Consider the following 18,327-nt stretch of genomic DNA (forward strand, 5'->3'; position numbering starts at 1 on the left):
GGCACCTCCGTCCGTCACCAGCGTTCCTCGGTGGGGTGTGGCCCCGTCTCGACGGGCATCTGATGTACCGGCACGGCCCCTTCCGTGCACTGGCGACTGCGGGCGCGTACGGATTGCGCCGCGGACATGCCAGCTGCGGGCAGGCGTGCCGCTAGGGGCGGCACGGGTGGGCGCAGGCGGCACCCCGTTGGCGCCGGGTTCGCCGTCCCGGCCCGGCGTCGGCGAGGGACCTGGGGTGCTGGGCGTCAAGGGGGCGGGGTGAGGTACCTCACGTGGGGGGTGGGTGGTTTGCCAGGGGGGTGGGAGGGTGCGTATGGTGGTAGATCGTTTGATCCCATTTGCCCGGCGCCAACAGAGAGCGCCGCGTGGCGCGTACTCTCCCTTGCCGTGGCCGGACCGCATAGAGGCGGTCGATTGCGACTTCACGGAGTTTGGGCGCGTGCCGTAGAACTCCGGAAGGTTCGCATTTCGCATGTCTGTTTCCAGTACTGATCACGTCGTCGTGCCCGAGAACAACGACACCGACGCCGAGCTCGCGCAGGTCGTGGAGTCCGCTCCCGAGGTCACCTTCGCCACCCTCGGTCTCCCCGAGGGCGTCGTCCGCAAGCTCGCGCAGAACGGCGTGACCGCCCCCTTCCCGATCCAGGCCGCGACCATCCCGGACGCCCTGGCCGGCAAGGACATCCTCGGCCGAGGCCGCACCGGCTCCGGCAAGACCCTCTCGTTCGGTCTGCCGCTGCTCGCGACGCTGTCCGGCGGCCACACCGAGAAGAAGAAGCCCCGCGGCATCATCCTCACGCCGACCCGTGAGCTCGCGATGCAGGTCGCGGACGCGCTGCAGCCGTACGGCGACGTCCTCGGCCTGAAGATGAAGGTCGTCTGCGGCGGTACGTCGATGGGCAACCAGATCTACGCCCTGGAGCGCGGCGTCGACGTCCTCGTCGCCACCCCGGGCCGTCTGCGCGACATCATCAGCCGCGGCGCCTGCTCGCTGGAGAACGTCCAGGTCGCCGTCCTCGACGAGGCCGACCAGATGTCCGACCTGGGCTTCCTGCCCGAGGTCACCGAGCTGCTGGACCAGATCCCGGGCGGCGGCCAGCGCATGCTGTTCTCGGCCACGATGGAGAACGAGATCTCCACGCTGGTCAAGCGCTACCTGACCAACCCGGTCACGCACGAGGTCGACAGCGCCCAGGGCAACGTCACGACCATGTCGCACCACATCCTCATCGTGAAGCCCAAGGACAAGGCGCCGGTCACCGCCGCGATCGCCTCCCGCAAGGGCCGCACGATCATCTTCGTCCGCACCCAGCTGGGCGCCGACCGCATCGCCGAGCAGCTCTGCGAGTCCGGTGTGAAGGCCGACGCGCTGCACGGCGGCATGACGCAGGGTGCCCGCACCCGCGTGCTCGAGGACTTCAAGAAGGGCTACGTCAACGCCCTCGTCGCCACCGACGTCGCCGCCCGCGGCATCCACGTCGACGGCATCGACCTCGTGCTGAACGTGGACCCGGCCGGCGACCACAAGGACTACCTGCACCGTTCCGGCCGTACCGCGCGTGCGGGCCGCTCCGGCACCGTCGTGTCGCTGTCCCTGCCGCACCAGCGCCGTCAGATCTTCCGGCTGATGGAGGACGCGGGCGTCGACGCCTCGCGTCACATCATCAACTCCGGTACGGCCTTCGAGCCCGAGGTCGCCGAGATCACCGGCGCCCGTTCGATGACCGAGGTCCAGGCCGAGTCCGCGGGCAACGCGGCGCAGCAGGCCGAGCGCGAGGTCTCGCAGCTCACCAAGGACCTGGAGCGCGCCCAGCGCCGTGCGACCGAGCTGCGCGAGGAGGCCGACCGTCTGGTCGCCCGCGCCGCGCGCGAGCGGGGCGACGACCCGGAGGCGGCCGTCGCCGCCGCCGCGGAGCAGGCCGTGGCCGAGGCCGTCGTCGAGGTCGCCGAGCAGCCCGTCGAGCGCGAGCGGGCGTACGAGGCGCCGCGTCAGCGTCGTGACGAGCGGGGCAACTACGAGCGTCGTGACAACGACCGCGGCGGCTTCCGCCGTGACGACCGCGGTGGCAATGACCGCGGTGGCTTCCGCCGCGACGACCGCCGTGACGGCGACCGCGGTGGCTTCCGTCGCGACGACCGCGGTGGCAACGACCGTGGCGGCTTCCGCCGTGACGACCGCGGTGGCAACGCCGGCGGCCGTACCTTCGAGCGCCGTGACGGCGAGCGCGGCGGCTTCCGCCGTGACGACCGCGGTGGCAACGACCGTGGCGGCTTCCGCCGCGACGACCGTCGTGACGACCGCGGTGGCAACGCCGGCGGCCGTACCTTCGAGCGCCGTGACGGCGAGCGCGGCGGCTTCCGCCGTGACGACCGTGGCGGCCGCCCCTTCGAGCGCCGCGACGACCGCGGCGGTCACCGTGGCAGCGACCGTCCCTTCAACCGTGACCGCCAGGACAACCGCCCCTCCAGCGGGTTCCGTTCCGGCAGCCACGACCGTCCGTACGGCCGTCGCGACGACCACCGCGGCACCGGCGCCGGTTCCTTCGGCCGCCGTGACGAGAAGCCGCGCTGGAAGCGCAACGGCTGACCGGACGACGGGGCTCGCCCCCTGACGTGGAAGGGCCCGTACGACTCGCGTCGTACGGGCCCTTCCGGCTGTGTGCGGTGATCATTTTCCGGCCGGGTCACGGTCGAGTTTCGGCCGTCGTGCCACGCATGTCGGGCACGCGGCGAGGGAATCGCTGGGGGCATGACAACTCCAGACGCCTCCGGCGCACGCGACCCGTCCGCGGACCACGCGAGTCCGTCCGCCGCCCTGTCCGACGAGGAACGGCTCGCCCAGCTCGGCTACACCCAGGTCCTCGCCCGCCGGATGTCCGCGTTCTCCAACTACGCGGTCTCCTTCACGATCATCTCGGTGCTGTCGGGCTGCCTGACGCTCTATCTGTTCGGGATGAACACCGGCGGCCCCGCCGTCATCACCTGGGGATGGGTCGCGGTCGGACTGATGACGCTGTTCGTCGGACTGGCGATGGCTGAGATCTGTTCGGCCTATCCCACGTCCGCGGGACTGTACTTCTGGGCCCACCGCCTGGCGCCGCCCCGCACGGCCGCCGCCTGGGCGTGGTTCACCGGCTGGTTCAACGTCCTCGGGCAGCTGGCCGTGACCGCCGGCATCGACTTCGGCGCGGCCTCCTTCCTCGGGGCCTATCTCAACCTGCAGTTCGACTTCGAGGTCACCCCCGGCCGGACGATCCTGCTCTTCGCCGGGATCCTCGTCCTGCACGGGCTGCTCAACACCTTCGGCGTCCGGATCGTCGGCCTCCTCAACAGCGTCAGCGTGTGGTGGCACGTGCTGGGCGTGGCCGTGATCGTCGGTGCGCTCGCCCTGGTGCCGGACCACCACCAGTCGGCCTCCTTCGTGTTCACCGAGTTCGTGAACAACACGGGCTGGGGCAGCGGGGTGTACGTCGTCCTCATCGGCCTGCTGATGGCGCAGTACACGTTCACCGGATACGACGCCTCGGCCCACATGACCGAGGAGACGCACGACGCGTCGACCGCGGGCCCCCAGGGCATCGTCCGCTCCATCTGGACGTCCTGGATCGCGGGCTTCGTCCTGCTCCTCGGCTTCACCTTCGCCATCCAGTCCTACGACAAGGAGCTGGGCTCGCCGACCGGGGCACCGCCCGCGCAGATCCTGCTCGACGCCCTGGGGGCGACGGCGGGCAAGCTCCTGCTGCTGGTCGTCATCGGTGCCCAGCTCTTCTGCGGGATGGCGTCCGTCACCGCCAACAGCCGCATGATCTACGCCTTTTCGCGGGACGGGGCGCTGCCCTTCTCGCGGGTCTGGCACACCGTGAACCCGCGGACCCGGACGCCCGTCGCCGCGGTCTGGCTGGCGGCGCTCGGAGCGCTGGCGCTCGGCCTCCCCTACCTGATCAACGTGACGGCGTACGCGGCCGTGACGTCGATCGCCGTCATCGGCCTCTACATCGCGTACGTCATCCCCACGCTGCTGCGGCTGCGCAAGGGGGACGCGTTCGAGCGTGGACCCTGGCACCTGGGCCGCTGGTCGCGGGCGATCGGGGTGGTCTCCGTCGCCTGGGTGGCCGTCATCACCGTCCTCTTCATGCTGCCGCAGGTCTCCCCGGTCACCTGGGAGACCTTCAACTACGCCCCGGTCGCGGTCCTCGTCGTCCTCGGCTTCGCCGCGACCTGGTGGCTCGCCTCGGCCCGCCACTGGTTCCTCAACCCCGACCACGAGCGCACGATCGCCCGGGAGGCCGCCCGCGCGGGCGCACCCGAACCGGTCGATCCCTGACCCTTCCCGCCCACTTCAGACCGCTCGGCGCGGCCGGGTCGCCGATACCCGATCGGAGTCCCGGCCTCGTCCGGCTATGCTCGGGGATGCATCGGCGCGAGCCGTTGCGTGGACCCTTAGCTCAATTGGCAGAGCAGTGGACTTTTAATCCATTGGTTGTGGGTTCGAGTCCCACAGGGTCTACCGCGCACAGCGCCTCATCCGGGTTCCTTCCGGGTGGGGCGCTGTTGTCGTTGATCCGAACCACCAAGAGCCGAGCGCTCGGAGCCGGAGGGTGCGCCCCATGCCCCATCCCCACGTCCTGCTGTCCGCGGCCGTCTCCCTCGACGGCTTCCTGGACGACACCGGGCCCGACCGGCTGCTGCTCTCCGGCCCGGCCGACTTCGACCGGGTCGACGCGGTACGGGCGGCCAGTGACGCGATCCTGATCGGCGCGGGGACCATCCGCGCCGACAACCCGCGGCTGCTGGTGAACTCGGCCGAGCGGCGGGCGGCGCGGCTCGCCGCGGGGCTTCCGGAGTACCCGCTCAAGGTCGCGGTCAGCGGTTCGGGCGACCTCGATCCCGCCGCGCAGTTCTGGCACACCGGCGGAGACAAGGCCGTCTACACGACGGACCGGGGTGCCTCCGAGGCCGCCGCCGCCCTGCGCGGGCTCGGCGTCGAGATCGTCGCCGCCGGACCCGAGCTGGACTGGCGCACCGTGCTGGAGCACCTGCACGACGTACGCGGTGTCCGGCGCCTCATGGTCGAGGGCGGCGGCCGGGTCCACACCCAGCTGCTGCGTCAGGGCCTCGCCGACGAACTCCAGTTGGTGCTCGCGCCGCTGCTCGTCGGCGAGCCGGACGCGCCGCGCATGTTCGGACCCGGCCCCTATCCCGGCGGGCGGATGCGGCTGGTGGAGACCCGGCCCGTCGGGGACGTCGTCCTCATGCGGTACGTGCCCACCGCGCCCGGCAGCGGGCCGCTCGCCTCGGCCGCCGACCGGCGGTGGCTCGCGCTGGCCTGCGAACTGGCCGCGCAGTGCCCGCCGTCGCGGACCGCGTTCAGCGTGGGCGCGGTCGTGGTGGCGGCGGACGGCACCGAGATCTCCCGCGGGTACTCCCGCGAGGGCGACCCGGTGGAGCACGCCGAGGAGGCCGCGCTCGCCAAGGCAGACCCGGCGGACCCGCGGTTGGCCGGGGCCACCGTCTACAGCAGCCTGGAGCCCTGCGCCCGCCGTGCCTCCCGGCCGTCGCCCTGTGCCCGGCTGATCCTCGACGCCGGGGTACGGCGGGTGGTGACCGCCTGGCGGGAGCCCGACACGTTCGTCACCGGCGCCGACGGCAGCGGGGTCCTGACGGCCGGGGGCGCCGACGTCGTCGTGCTCGCGGAGTACGAGGAGGCGGCCAAGGCACCCAACCGGCACCTCCGGCCGGCCGCGGGACCCGACCGGCGGTGACCGTCCGCCCGCGCCCGGCGACCGGCCCGGGCCGGTCCTGCCGACCGGCGGGACCGCCCCGATAGCCCTGGTCGAGACCGGTGCCGGGACAACGTGTGTGCTGGGGACCCCGCGAATGGCGTACAGTGGTCTCAACGACGCGGGGTGGAGCAGCTCGGTAGCTCGCTGGGCTCATAACCCAGAGGTCGCAGGTTCAAATCCTGTCCCCGCTACTGAAGGCCCAGGGCCGGAACTCGGATCATCGAGTTCCGGCCCTGAGTCGTTTCCGCGCCCGGCGGGCCCGCCCGCCGGGCCGCGTGCCCGCCCGGAGTCATCCGGTCGGTCCACACCGCTCGCCGCCCGCCTCCTCGGCGGGAAGCCTGGACGGGTGGGGCAGTCAGGTGGCGCGCAGCGGCCGGAGGAGCCGGAGTCCGGCGGGGCCGGGGACGGGTTCTCCGACGTCGGCGACCGTGTCGGGGCACGCGTCGGCGGCCGGTTGCCCGAAGGCGGTGCGCCGGACCGTGACGGCGGCCCCGCGGACGACGGCCGGGCTCCCCTGGGGCGCGAGCGGGCCGGGGGGCGGCTGCCGGGTGACCCGGTGCCCGACCCGGGGCTGGGGAACGCGTCGCCGACCGCCTCCCGTACATCGTCGGTCCGCTCGCCCGCGACCGGCAGCCGACGGGTCTCGACCGCCCGCGCCCTCCTGCGTGCCCTGCCCGCGCTGCTCGTCGTGGCCGGCATGGCCTACGACTACGCCACCCCGTCGCAGTTCACGGCGGCCCCCTTCTTCACGGCCGCGCCCTTGGTCGCCGCTCCCCTCTTCTCCCTGCGCGGCACCGTCCTGACCGGTCTGGCCGGCCTCGCCGCCGTCCTCTCGGTCCACATGGAACTCGGCATCGTCCTGCACGCGGACGCGGTCACCGAACTGGTCACCGTCGCCACCGTCACCGTGCTGGCCGTCCTCATCAACATCCTCGTCCGCCGCTCCGACGAACGGCTGGCCTCCGCGCGCGAGATCGCCGAGGCCGCCCAGCGGGCCGTCCTGCCGCGCCCGGACGAACGGATCGGGGGGCTGGAGGTGGCCGCGCGGTACGAGGCCGCGCAGGCCGACGCGTTCATCGGCGGTGACCTCTACGCGGTGCAGGACACCCCGTACGGCGTCCGGCTCGTCGTGGGGGACGTACGGGGCAAGGGGCTGGGGGCGGTGACGGCGGTGGCCGTCGTCATCGGCGCCTTCCGGGAGGCGGCCGAGCACGAGCCGACGCTGGAGGCGGTCGCCCAGCGGCTGGAGCGGGCGCTGGCCCGCGAGGGGACCCGGCGTGACGGGCTCGACGCCTTCGAGGGGTTCACCACGGCCGTCCTGGCGGAGGTCCCGTACGGGGACGGCGTCGTGCGCCTCCTCAACCGCGGTCATCCGCCGCCGCTGCTCCTGCACGCGGACGGCACCCTGCGCACGCTGGAGGCCGCCGAGTCCGCGCTGCCGCTGGGGATGGGCGAGCTCGGCACCTGGCCCGACCGCGCGGCCGTGGTGGCGTTCCCGACCGGGGCCACGCTGCTGCTCTACACGGACGGGCTCTCGGAGGCGCGCGACCCGGACGGGCGCTTCTACGATCCGGCGGTGCGCCTCGCCGGACGGGCCTTCCGCGACCCCGACGCCCTGCTCGCCACTCTCATCAAGGACGTCCACCGGCACACGGGGGACGGGACGACGGACGATCTGGCGCTGCTCGCGGTGCGGCGCCCGTGAGCCCCGGGCGGTCTGTCCGGGCCCTTGTCACCCCAGGTGACCGGATGACGCCGCTGCGCATAACAACTGACGAACCGTCAACTCATGTGTGGTTTAGAGAACCTGGCCAACTCGCCCGGTTTTCACCGCCCCTGACCCGTACGTCCGTGACGAAGACGTTAATGATCAGTCGGAACAGCTTGGAATAGAGGACCCGAGTCTATTAACGTTCGATAACGCAGCGCGGTCGTCCCAGCCGTCACAAGAGACGGCTCCGTGCGCACGCGCCGAATCCCGCAAGGGAACCGGGGAACCACCAACTTGGGGTGAATCGAGCGTCTTCCGCGGTGCACCGCACCCTGGTTGACGCGCGTAGGAGACCTTCCTGCTCCGAACCCGTCAGCTAACCCGGTAGGCGAGAAGGAAGGAAAGGAGCGCGCCCACGTGGCGTCAAACCGGCCTGCTCAAACCACCTCGTTCGCGCCGAGTGAGAAGCAGAGCGACACCTTCGGCTACGGCCACGGCAACGACGAGGGCCCCTGGGAGGAGTGGAATCCCACCGCGGATTCCGTCCGTCCCGTCCGTGGCCGGCACCGCGTCTCCAAGCAGCGCGGCGGAGGACTCGCCCGCAGCTCCACGGTTCTGGGCGTCGGCGTCATCGCCGCGGTCGGCGCGGGCGGCATGGCCACCGCGCAGAGCGGCAAGCCCCCGGTGTCCATCTCCATGCCCGACCTGTCGTCGGTCGCCGACTCCGCCAAGAACCTGATATCGGACGGCTCCGGCTCCCGGGCCCCCCAGGGCTCCGCCACTCCGCTCACCACCGCCGGTCTGACGACCTCGGACACCGCGCAGGGCAGCGCCGACGCGGGCGAGGCACTGCGCGCCCGCATCATGCAGCAGGCCGAGTCGCAGCAGGACCAGGTCGACCTCAAGGCCGCCGAGGCGGCGGAGGCCGCCGCGGTGAAGAAGGCCGCCGAGGAAGCCGCCAAGACGCAGGAAGAGGCCGAGACCAAGGCCGCCGCCGCCAAGAAGAAGGCGGAGCAGGAGGCCAAGGAGAAGGCGGAGGCGGAGCGCCTGGCCGAACTCGCCAAGAGCTACGCGCTGCCGACCTCCTCGTACACGCTCACCTCGCGCTTCGGTGACTCCGGCTCCATGTGGTCCTCCGGCTACCACACCGGACTCGACTTCGCGGCCCCCACCGGCACCCTGATCAAGGCCGTGCACAGCGGCACCATCACCGAGGCGGGCTGGGCCGGTTCGTACGGCTACCGCACGATCCTCACCCTCGACGACGGGACCGAGGTCTGGTTCTGCCACCAGTCCTCCATCAGTGTCAGCGTCGGGGCGAAGGTCGCGACCGGTGACGTCATCGGACGGGTCGGCGCCACCGGCAACGTGACCGGGCCGCACCTGCACATGGAGGTCCACCCGGGCGGCGCCGCCACCGGTATCGACCCGATGGCCTGGCTGCAGAGCAAGGGCCTCAACCCGTAGTCCCGAGCCCGGGGGCCGGACGTCGCGGCCGCGCCCCCGGAATACGTGGCCGCGCCAACCGTGTTGAGATCCACCATGACTTCTCTCCGCAAGCTCGGCCCGTCAGACCTCGAGGTCTTCCCGCTCGCCCTCGGCGGCAACGTCTTCGGCTGGACCGCCGACGAGGCGCAGTCCTTCGCCGTGCTGGACGCCTACGCGGCGGCCGGCGGCAACTTCGTGGACACCGCCGACACCTACTCCTCCTGGGCGCCCGGCAACGAGGGCGGTGAGTCGGAGACGATCATCGGCAAGTGGTTCGCCGAGCGCGGCAACCGGTCCGAGATCGTCCTCGCCACCAAGGCCGGCGCCCATCCCGCGTACAAGGGGCTGTCGCCCGACACCCTCAGGGCCGCGGCCGACGCGTCGCTGCGCCGCCTGGGGACGGACTACATCGACCTCTTCTACACGCACTACGACGACCCCTCGGTCCCGGTCGAGGAGATCATCGGCACCCTCGACGAGCTGGTGCGGGCCGGCAAGGTGCGTGCCATCGCGGCCTCCAACATCTCGCCGGAGCGCCTCCAGGAGTCCCTGGAGTTCTCCGACCGCGAGGGCGTCGCCCGGTACGTCGCCCTCCAGCCGCACTACAACCTCGTCTCGCGCGACACCTACGAGGGCCCGCTCCAGGAGATCGCCTCCCGGTCGGGCCTCGCCGCCGTCCCGTACTACGCCCTGGCCTCCGGCTTCCTGACCGGCAAGTACCGCCCGGGCACGACGGTCGACTCGGCGCGGGCCGCGGGCGCGGGCAAGCACCTGCAGACGGAGCGCGGCCCGCGCGTGCTGGCCGCTCTCGACGCCATCGCCGAGTCCCGGGGCGTCCCGCACGCCACGGTGGCCCTGGCCTGGCTCGCCGAACGCCCGACGGTGGCCGCACCGCTCGCCTCCGCCCGGACCGTCGAGCAGCTGCCGGCGCTCCTCGGGGTGGCCGACCTGACCCTCACGGACGAGGAACTGACGACGCTGTCGCAGGCCTCGGCCTAGGCCGGGGGTCCGCGCGGCCCGCACGCGCCGGGCCGCGCCGGGGCCCTGCCGCTACGACCGGTAGGGGTTGTACGCGGGATGGGTGTCGTAGGCGGGGTGCGCCGGACGGTGGGCCGCCGCCGGGTCGGCGTACGGCCCCGTGTAGAGCGGGGCGTACACCCCGGGCCACGGGGACGCGACCGCGGGCGCCGTCGCACGGGCCGCGTACGCGAGCGACGGGCGGGCGACCTCCCGGCGCCGCCACAGCTCGTGGAGCAGCTCCCTCTCCCGGATCACGAAGTCGGCGCCCGCGCGGCCCCGGCGCCCCCGGTGCCGGAGGAACGCGAGCGAGGTCGCGTACGCCTCGTACTCGGCGACCGAGCGTGCCGCGGCCCGGCCGAAGTGGTGGGCGGCGTAGTCGCGGGCCACGCGCCGGGCGCGCATGGAACCGAGCACGAAGGGCTCGGGCGGGGCCAGCCAGCCGGCGACGGCGTAGGCGGGCAGTTCCGCGCGCACCGTGCGCAGCTCGCGCTGCCGGGTCCAGATGACCAGCCAGGTGAGCAGGCCGAACGCGGGCACCATGAACGCCGCGTACACCGCGAAGAACCCGTACTCGCCGAAGGACGACGAGCCGTTCCACATGGCGTGCATGCCCATCGCCAGCAGCAGGCCGGACAGCGGCAGCAGCACGCGGCGCAGCCGCTGGCGGTCCGCCGAGAGCGCGGCGACGCCGAAGCCGATGCCGGTGAGGACGGTGAAGAGAGGGTGCGCGAAGGGCGACATCACCACGCGCACGAAGAAGGTCGCCGCCGTCACGGAGGCGAGTCCCCGGTCGCCGCTGAGCTGATCGGTCCCGAACGCGGTGCCGAGGTACAGGATGTTCTCGGTGAAGGCGAAGCCGGTGGCGGTGACCCCGGCGATGACGACTCCGTCGACGATCCCCGTGAAGTCGCGTCTGCGGAAGAGGAAGACCAGCAGCACGGCCGCGGCCTTCGCGGACTCCTCCACGACGGGCGCTATGACGGTGGCGCCGAGTGTGTCGGCGCCGGACGGATCGGCGGTCGCGGTCGCGATCCACCGGGTCGCGAAGCTGTTGGCGACGATCGCTATCAGCGCGGCCGCGCAGGCGCCCCAGGAGAAGGCGAAGAGCAGGTTCCGCCAGGGGCCCGGTTCCACCCGGTCCAGCCAGCGGAACGCGGCTATGAGGAGCGGTACGGGCAGGACGGCCAGGCCCAGACCGACCAGGAAGCCCTGGGTGCCGGTCTGCCGGCGGACCAGGGCCAGGATGACGAGGCCGGAGAGCACGAGCAGGGTGATCAGGGCGCCGTAACGCACCCATCTGCGCTGCCACCAGTGCGCATGCCGCAGCGCACCGTCGGCGGAGCCGTTGGGGTACGTCGGGTACGGAGGACAGGTGGCCACGGCATCGACCCTAACGAGGGAGGGGCGCTGCCCGCGACGGCACCCGGTGGGGCCGCCCGGTGCGTCAGTCGCCGGTGGGGGGCTGGTCAGCGTGTTCCTCTGGGGGTTCGGCGGGGTGTCCGGCCCGTTGCTCCGTCCGGCGGAACATCAGGTCGTGCACCACATGGCCTTTGTCCAGTCCCTGGCCCTCGAAACGGGTCAGCGGCCGGAAGACGGGACGTGGCGCGTAGCCGCCGTCGGGGACCGTGTTCTCGAAGTCCGGGTGGCCGGACAGCACTTCGAGCATCTGTTCGGCGTACGGTTCCCAGTCGGTCGCGCAGTGGACCAGGGCCCCCGGCCTGAGGCGTGTCGCGGCGAGGGTCAGGAACTCCGGCTGGATGATGCGGCGCTTGTGGTGCCGCTTCTTCGGCCACGGGTCCGGGAAGTACACGCGCAGCCCGTCGAGCGTGTCCGGCTTCAGCATCTCGCGGAGCAGGATGATCGCGTCGCCGTTGCCCACCCGGATGTTGGACAGGCCGTTCCGGTCGGCGAGGTTGAGCAGATTGCCCTGGCCCGGGGTGTGCACGTCGACGGCGAGGATCCCGGTGTCCGGGTCGGCCGCCGCCATCTGCGCGGTGGCCTCACCCATCCCGAAGCCGATCTCCAGGACGACCGGCCGGCCGGGGCCGAAGAGTTTTGCGAGGTCCAGGGGCCGGCCGTCGATGTCGAGTCCCCACTTGGGCCACAGCCGCTGCAGGGCGTCCGCCTGGCCCGCCGTCACCCGGCTGCGCCGCGGCTGGAAGCTCCGGATCCGGCGCTCGAAGTGCGACCCGGCGGGGTCCGCCTTGGGGCCGTCGGGGAAGCGGGGCTCGCCCTTGGCACGGGAAGGACGCGGCGGGCCCCCGGCGGCGGAGGGCCGGGGCTCTTCGGAGGAGTCGAGGGAATCAGACACAGTGAGTCGATTTTACGGCGCCCTCGCACGGGCGCGGGCCGCGCCCGCGTCCGTCCGGAGGGCCGGGTGGGCCCGCCCGGCGTCAGCGGGACGGCGGCGCCGGCCGGGGGCGGGCACCGGGCCCGGTCAGGACCGGGTCATGGCGTCGAGGGCTCTGCGGGCGATCTCCCGGCCGATCGGGAGGGACGCGGTGGCCGCGGGCGACGGCGCGTTCAGCACGTGGACCGTCCGGGGGCGCTCCTGGATCAGGAAGTCGTCCACCAGCGTCCCGTCCCGCAGGACCGCCTGGGCGCGGACACCCGCCGCGGCCGGTATCAGGTCGTCCGGCGTGACCGCGGGCAGCAGACGCCGGACGGCCTCGGTGAACGCCGCCTTCGACACCGAGCGGCGCAGCTCCCCCGCCCCGTACCGCCAGTGCCGGCGGCCGATGTGCCAGGAGCCGGGCCAGGCGAGGGTCCCCGCCAGTTCGCGCGGGCGGACCGTCCCCCAGTCGTACCCCTCGCGGGCCAGCGCGGGTACCGCGTTCGGGCCGATGTGCACGCTGCCGTCGATGCCCCGGGTCAGGTGCACACCGAGGAACGGGAACGCCGGGTCCGGCACCGGGTAGACCAGCCCGTGCACCAGCTCCGGCCGCGCCAGCGTGTAGTACTCCCCGCGGAAGGGGACGATCCGCATGCCCGGGTCGTCCCCGGCGAGGCGGGCGATCTCGTCGCAGTGCAGCCCCGCGCAGTTGACCAGCACGCGGGCGCGGACGATCCGGCCGTCGGCCGTGCGGACGGCGACGCCGAGCTCGGGCCGCCGATCGATCCGCTCGACCCGCGCGCCGTAGTGGATCTCCGCCCCGGAGGACTCGGCGAGCCGGCGGGCCACGCCGACGAAGTCGCAGATGCCCGTCGTCCCGACGTGGATGGCGGCCAGGCCGCGGACCTCGGGCTCGTACTCCTCGATCTGGGGGGCGCCGAGCTCGCGGACCGGGATCCCGTTCTCCCGGCCGCGCTGGACGAGCGCGTGCAGGCGGGGGAGCTCGGACTTCTCGGTGGCGACGATCAGCTTGCCCGTGACGCGGTGCGCGATGCCGTACTCCGCGCAGAACTTCGTCATCTCGGCGGCGCCCCGGACCGCGTACCGCGCCTTCAGGGAGTCCGGGCGGTAGTACACCCCGCTGTGGATGACGCCGCTGTTGCGCCCCGTCTGGTGGCGGGCCGGGCCCTGCTCCTTCTCCAGCACGGTCACCCGCGTGCCCGGCGCGGCGCGCGTGATCGCATACGCGGCCGACAGCCCGACGATCCCGCCGCCGATCACCAGCACGTCGCAGTCGTATGCAACCCCTTGCCGCACCCGCATCACCTCCCGGCTTCGATAGTGCACTGCGCCACTGACAATGCCCTCAAACCCGGGAATGCTCCCCGCCGCGCGAAGGGCGAGGGGGGAGCACTCGGGGTCCTCGCGCTAGGCGGGGGCCATGAGCAGCGGCCGTGCCCGCTCCCGCAGCTCGACCACCCGCGGCTCGTCGCCGTACGGCTCCAGCCGGTGCAGCAGGTCCTTCACGTACTCGGTGGTGCGCGCCGAGGAGATCCGCCCGGCGACCTCCACCGCCCGTACGCCCTGCTCGCAGGCCGCGTCCAGGTTCCCCGACTCCAGCTCGGCGACCGCCGACACCACCAGCCGCAGCCCGTGCGAGCGCACGAACTCCTCGGTCGGCTTCGACAGTGCCTGCTCGGTGAAGCGGCGGACCTGGCGCGGTGCCTTCAGGTCGCGGTAGCACTCGGCCGCGTCGGCGGCGAAGCGGTCGTACGAGTAGAAGCCGAGCCAGGACGGGTCGGCGTCGCCGTCGCGCGCCCGCTCCAGCCAGCCCTCGGCGGCCTTCAGGGCACCGCCGGCCGCATGGGCGTCACCCGCGCGCGCGTGGGCCCGGGCCTCGACCAGGCGGAAGAAACTCATGGTGCGGGCGGTGGCCAGTCCGCGGTTGCGCTCCAGGGCGGCCTGGGCGAGGTCGACACCCTCGTCCCCGAAGCCCCGGTAGGTGGCCTGGAGGGACATCGACGCCAGCACGTAGCCGCCCAGCGGCACGTCCGCGGCGGCGCGGGCCAGGCGCAGCGCCTGGATGTAGTACCGCTGGGCCGCCTCCTGCTGGCCGGTGTCGAAGGCCATCCAGCCGGCCAGCCGGGTCAGCTCGGCGCTCGCCCCGAACAGCGCCCGGCCGACCTCGTCCGAGTACGAGCCGAGCAGCAGCGGCGCGGCCTCCACCCGTAAGCATTCGGGCACCATCGACGAACGCCAGTCGCCGCCGCCGTACTTGGAGTCCCAGCGCCGGGCGTCCTCCGCGGCCTCGCGCAGCTTCAGCACATCGCTGTGGCCGACTTTCAGCGGTGCGCCGGAGCCCTCACCGGGGTTCGCGTCGCGCGCCACCGAGCTGTCGGCCGGGGTTATCAGCCACCGGGAGGCGGGCGTCGCGTAGGCGCTCACCGCGAAGGAGCCGGCGAGCGACTGCCAGATGCCGCCGCCCGCCCGGCGCCCGGCGAGGTCGAGGCGGTACAGCTCCGTCGCCGACCGCACCGCCTGCCCCACGTCACGGGGGAAGGCGAGGCCCACTTCCGGCGCGGGATCCGCGTCCGCCAGACCTATCTCGTGGAGCGGTACGGGGCGGCCGAGCTTCTGGCCGATGGCGGCGGCGATGAGGTGCGGGGCGGCGCCCTGGGGCACCATTCCCTTCGACACCCAGCGCGCCACCGACGTCTTGTCGTAGCGAAGAGTCAGGCCGCGTTGGGCGCCAAGGTCGTTGACGCGTCGTGCGAGGCCTGCGTTGCTGATTCCCGCGAGGGCGAGAACGGTGCCGAGTTTTTCGTTCGGCCCGCGTTGCTCCCTGGACATGCGCCACCCCTCGACACAGACGGCTGCCGCGCTGGCATAACCACGCGGCATTCGTAAACCCAGCGTAGTTCGCCCAATCCCAAGCGTTAAGGGGCGTACTTCCGGATGGCGGGATTGTGGTCCGCACGGCAGTACGGAGTGTTGCGTCGTGCTCCCGTTGTGTGGCCGTGCGCCTGTCCGTGCGCTCTTCTCCGGCCACCCGGGGAGCGCTTCCATGGAGGACGCGTGGGTCGGCCCGCTGTACTGGATCCAGTGGGCTGGGGGACACCGCCGCCTACATCCCCGCGGGCGGCGGACCGGTCCGGGAGGCGAACTCCGCCTCCCGGACTGTACGTTGCCGTGTCGTGCGCAGGGCATGTACGGAGCGTGTGCACGCTTGGCCATCCACCGCTGATTTGGCTTATTTTCGACGGTGCCTCTGGAGGTCAATACGCGGTCTCACCACGTCACTTGAGGGCGCGCAGGGTGCCTTTGGGGAGCGTATCGGGGGCGCATTCGCATCGCTGTTCGTGACGGGCCTTGGCGGTCGCCCCTGGCGGCCGCCCCGGCGAGCGTCCTGGCGGCCGTCGTCGCGATCGCCTCGGCGGACGGCGCCGCGCGTCCCGGCCGGTCCCGGGCCGCGCTCCCGGCCGCGCTCTCGGGGGGCTGCTCGCCGCCGGGTCGGCTGCCCCGTCCCGTTGCCGTCAACTCGCCTCCCGCACGACCACTCTGACGTTCCCTCACGCACCCGTCGGCGCCCCGCAGCGGCTCCTCCGGAGGCTGTCGCGGGTTCACGGGGGCGCATTCCGGGGGGCGCAAGCAGTACCTCAGGCCTTCCCGCGTGCCCGCTTCGTGGCAGCATGGTGCCCAGTTCGTACGGTGCACTGGTTGTCCACAGCCTGTGGAGGCGGCGATGCGGTGGTTGGTGGGGTGGAGCAGTACCGCCGCCAGAGCCTCTGAGATCGGCTCGGCAGGATCCACCGGAAGCGACGGCGAGACCGTGCACCCGGTGGGCTCCCAACTGCTCTGGGGCGACCCCGATCCGCTCTGGGCGGTCGGCGACTGGCGCCCCGACGAGGTCCGCGTCGTGAAGGCCGACGCGCAGAACCGGATCGCCGTGCTCGGCACCTGCGGCGCCACCGACGAGCAACTGCGCGTCGGGCTCTTCGCCGCCCGCGGCGGAGCACTTCGGCACCTCACCGCCTGGTCCGGCAGCTACACCGCCGTCGTCCAGGCCGGGCGCCGAGTCACCGTCTGCGGCGATCTCGCGGGCGCGCGGCCGGTGTTCCACACCCCCTGGGCGGGCGGCACGGCCTACGCCACCGCCGCGCTGCCCCTCGCCGACCTCATCGAGGCCAACCTCGACTTCGGGCACCTCGCCGCGCTCCTCGCCGCCCCCGACGTGCCCGCCGCGGTGCACGACTCCACGCCGTACGACGGCGTGCGGCGCATCCCGCCGGGGCACGCGCTCATCCTGCGCGCGGGGGCCCGGGAGATCGCCGGTTACGAGCCGGTCGCCTCGCTCGCGGTCGCCGCGCCCGTCGCCGACCCCGCCGTCACGGTGGACGCCGTACGGGACGCCCTCGTCGACGCGGTACGCGCCCGGCTCGCCGCGCCCCGGCACGTCCCCGGGGCCGACGTCGACCCCGGGCCGGTGCCCGGGATGGGGCCTGCCGAACGGCGCGCGGCGCGCGGCATGCCGGTACCCGGCATCGGCGCCGACCTCTCGGGCGGGCCCGCCTCGGGGACCCTGGCGCTCCTCGCGGCCGGGCTTCCCGGGATGCCGGGGACCGTGCTCGGGCACGGCACGGGTGCCGGGGAGCGGCTGCTCGCCGTCACCTTCAACGACCTTGCCGTCAGCGGGCGCGAGGCCGAACTGGAGCGGGCCGGGACGCTGGCCGCGAATCCCCGGCTGCATCACGTCGTGGTCGCCGGCGGCGAGGAGGTCCTGCCCTACGCGGATCTCGACGGACCGCTCACCGACGAGCCGGGCCCGTCGCTGGTGACCGCCGCCCGGCACCGGGCACGGCTCGCCGCGGGCAGTGCCGACCACTTCACGGGGTACGGGGCGCGGCAGGTGCTCGACGCGCATCCCGCGCGGCTGGCGGATCTCCTGATGGACCGCAAGCGGCGCCATCTGGTCCGGCCCGTCGCCGCACTCACCAAGGCCGACGGGTCGGTGATGGTGCCGGCGCGCGTGTACGGCGCGGCGCGCAAGCTCGCCCGCACGCCGTACCGGGCCGGGATCGACGTTCTCGCCGACCGGTTGCTGCACCGGCGGTTCGAGGAACCGGGCGGGGCCGTGGGGGCCTCGCTCGCCGCGCTCACCTGGGCCCGGCCCGGGCCGGCGGCGCGGTGGCTGACCGGGGAGGCCCTCGCTGAAGTATCGGTTCGTCTTCAAGGAGCGGGCGGGCGGCCCGGGGTGAGCCCGGGGCAGCGGCCCGGTGACTTCCGGGCGCGGGCGGCGCTGGCTCGGCACGCGGCCGATCTGCGCATCCTGGAACAGGCGGCGGAGATCCGCTTCCAGCGGCTGCACGCGCCGTTCCTCGACAACCAGGTGGTGCGCGCCTGCCGGGCGCTTCCGGAGGCGCTGCGGGTGCAGCCCGGGGCGCGGGCGGCGATCCTCCGTACGGTGCTGGAGGGGGCCGGAGTCGGTGATCTGCCGCCGGGGTGGGGGGCGCCGTCGCACGCCTCCTCGGCGGCGGCCGTGCGTACCGGGTTGCGGGTGTCCGTCGACTCGTTGATCGCGTTGTTCGACACGCCGCTGCTGGCGGAGGCGGGGCTGGTCGAGGCGCGGGTGGTCCGCAAGGCGCTGCGGGCTGCGGCGGACGGGGAGCCGTTGCCGCTGGACGGGCTGGCGGACCTGGTGTCGCTGGAGCTGTGGCTCCGGCGGTTGCTGGGGCGCCGGGGGACGTGCTGGACGGGGACGCCGGCGCGGCAGCGGGCGGTGCCGGCGGGGATTGCTCCGCAGGGGCGGGCGTTGGGGTCGGGGCGCCGCTGACGCGGGTGCGGGTGCGGGTGCGTTGTCGGTGCGGGTGCGCTGCGGGTGGTGGGTGGGTCGGGGCCGTGCCGGTACATCCGCCCGTCGCCGGTTGGCACCTCCGTCCGTCACCAGCGTTCCTCGGTGGGGTGTGATCCCGTCTCGACGGGCATGTGATGTACCG

General features: G+C 73.2%; 11 protein-coding genes, 2 tRNA genes and 1 riboswitch. Of the genes, 9 read left to right on the forward strand and 4 right to left on the reverse strand.

Annotated elements, in window-relative coordinates:
* Positions 1–472: 472 nt before the first annotated feature.
* The 8 genes from ACZ4NT_RS36465 (at position 473) to ACZ4NT_RS36500 (ending at position 9,981) form a co-directional block, all read left to right on the forward strand.
* Positions 473–2,587 (forward strand): DEAD/DEAH box helicase, encoded by a 2,115-nt coding sequence (locus tag ACZ4NT_RS36465; protein WP_467729600.1) that lies wholly within the window; start codon positions 473–475, stop codon positions 2,585–2,587.
* Between the two features lie 162 nt (positions 2,588–2,749).
* A complete protein-coding gene (locus ACZ4NT_RS36470) occupies positions 2,750–4,324 on the forward strand; it encodes an amino acid permease (RefSeq protein WP_467729602.1) in 1,575 nt (524 codons plus the stop codon).
* Between the two features lie 110 nt (positions 4,325–4,434).
* A tRNA-Lys gene (locus ACZ4NT_RS36475) sits at positions 4,435–4,507 on the forward strand.
* Positions 4,508–4,607: 100 nt separating this feature from the next.
* On the forward strand, positions 4,608–5,762 hold the full coding sequence (locus ACZ4NT_RS36480; RefSeq protein ID WP_121404850.1) for a dihydrofolate reductase family protein: 1,155 nt from the start codon (positions 4,608–4,610) through the stop codon (positions 5,760–5,762).
* Between the two features lie 138 nt (positions 5,763–5,900).
* Positions 5,901–5,974, forward strand: a tRNA-Met gene (locus ACZ4NT_RS36485).
* Between the two features lie 155 nt (positions 5,975–6,129).
* The gene (locus tag ACZ4NT_RS36490; RefSeq protein ID WP_121404849.1) at positions 6,130–7,488 is read left to right on the forward strand and encodes a PP2C family protein-serine/threonine phosphatase; all 1,359 of its coding nucleotides are present in this window, start codon (positions 6,130–6,132) and stop codon (positions 7,486–7,488) included.
* A gap of 254 nt (positions 7,489–7,742) precedes the next feature.
* Positions 7,743–7,900: riboswitch (cyclic di-AMP (ydaO/yuaA leader) on the forward strand.
* Between the two features lie 11 nt (positions 7,901–7,911).
* On the forward strand, positions 7,912–8,961 hold the full coding sequence (locus ACZ4NT_RS36495) for a M23 family metallopeptidase (RefSeq protein ID WP_467729605.1): 1,050 nt from the start codon (positions 7,912–7,914) through the stop codon (positions 8,959–8,961).
* A 75-nt stretch (positions 8,962–9,036) separates the two neighbouring features.
* The gene (locus tag ACZ4NT_RS36500) at positions 9,037–9,981 is read left to right on the forward strand and encodes an aldo/keto reductase (protein ID WP_121404847.1); all 945 of its coding nucleotides are present in this window, start codon (positions 9,037–9,039) and stop codon (positions 9,979–9,981) included.
* Between the two features lie 51 nt (positions 9,982–10,032).
* Here ACZ4NT_RS36500 and ACZ4NT_RS36505 read toward each other — a convergent pair whose 3' ends face one another.
* The 4 genes from ACZ4NT_RS36505 to ACZ4NT_RS36520 all read right to left on the reverse strand — a co-directional run bounded on the left by ACZ4NT_RS36505 (position 10,033) and on the right by ACZ4NT_RS36520 (position 15,184).
* Positions 10,033–11,382, reverse strand: coding sequence for a PrsW family intramembrane metalloprotease (locus ACZ4NT_RS36505; RefSeq protein ID WP_467729607.1), 1,350 nt, complete (start codon positions 11,380–11,382; stop codon positions 10,033–10,035).
* Positions 11,383–11,446: 64 nt separating this feature from the next.
* Complete coding sequence (trmB, locus tag ACZ4NT_RS36510) at positions 11,447–12,313, reverse strand: tRNA (guanosine(46)-N7)-methyltransferase TrmB (protein ID WP_467729609.1); 867 nt, start codon at positions 12,311–12,313, stop codon at positions 11,447–11,449.
* Positions 12,314–12,439: 126 nt separating this feature from the next.
* On the reverse strand, positions 12,440–13,657 hold the full coding sequence (lhgO, locus tag ACZ4NT_RS36515) for an L-2-hydroxyglutarate oxidase (RefSeq protein ID WP_467729625.1): 1,218 nt from the start codon (positions 13,655–13,657) through the stop codon (positions 12,440–12,442).
* 105 nt (positions 13,658–13,762) lie between these two features.
* A complete protein-coding gene (locus tag ACZ4NT_RS36520; protein WP_467729611.1) occupies positions 13,763–15,184 on the reverse strand; it encodes an MFS transporter in 1,422 nt (473 codons plus the stop codon).
* Between the two features lie 892 nt (positions 15,185–16,076).
* On the opposite strand from ACZ4NT_RS36520, the gene ACZ4NT_RS36525 reads away from it, so the two are divergent.
* A complete protein-coding gene (locus tag ACZ4NT_RS36525) occupies positions 16,077–18,164 on the forward strand; it encodes an asparagine synthase-related protein (RefSeq protein ID WP_121404842.1) in 2,088 nt (695 codons plus the stop codon).
* The last annotated feature ends 163 nt before the right edge of the window (positions 18,165–18,327 follow it).

The organism is Streptomyces sp. NPDC026417, from assembly GCF_055567695.1.

Bases quoted from the DNA above. Each gene is read 5' to 3' on its own strand.
- ACZ4NT_RS36465 (WP_467729600.1), top strand. From the start codon at position 473: ATGTCTGTTTCCAGTACTGATCACGTCGTCGTGCCCGAGAACAACGAC.
- lhgO (WP_467729625.1), bottom strand. From the start codon at position 13,657: ATGCGGGTGCGGCAAGGGGTTGCATACGACTGCGACGTGCTGGTGATC.
- ACZ4NT_RS36525 (WP_121404842.1), top strand. From the start codon at position 16,077: ATGCGGTGGTTGGTGGGGTGGAGCAGTACCGCCGCCAGAGCCTCTGAG.
- ACZ4NT_RS36520 (WP_467729611.1), bottom strand. From the start codon at position 15,184: ATGTCCAGGGAGCAACGCGGGCCGAACGAAAAACTCGGCACCGTTCTC.
- ACZ4NT_RS36480 (WP_121404850.1), top strand. From the start codon at position 4,608: ATGCCCCATCCCCACGTCCTGCTGTCCGCGGCCGTCTCCCTCGACGGC.
- ACZ4NT_RS36500 (WP_121404847.1), top strand. From the start codon at position 9,037: ATGACTTCTCTCCGCAAGCTCGGCCCGTCAGACCTCGAGGTCTTCCCG.
- ACZ4NT_RS36470 (WP_467729602.1), top strand. From the start codon at position 2,750: ATGACAACTCCAGACGCCTCCGGCGCACGCGACCCGTCCGCGGACCAC.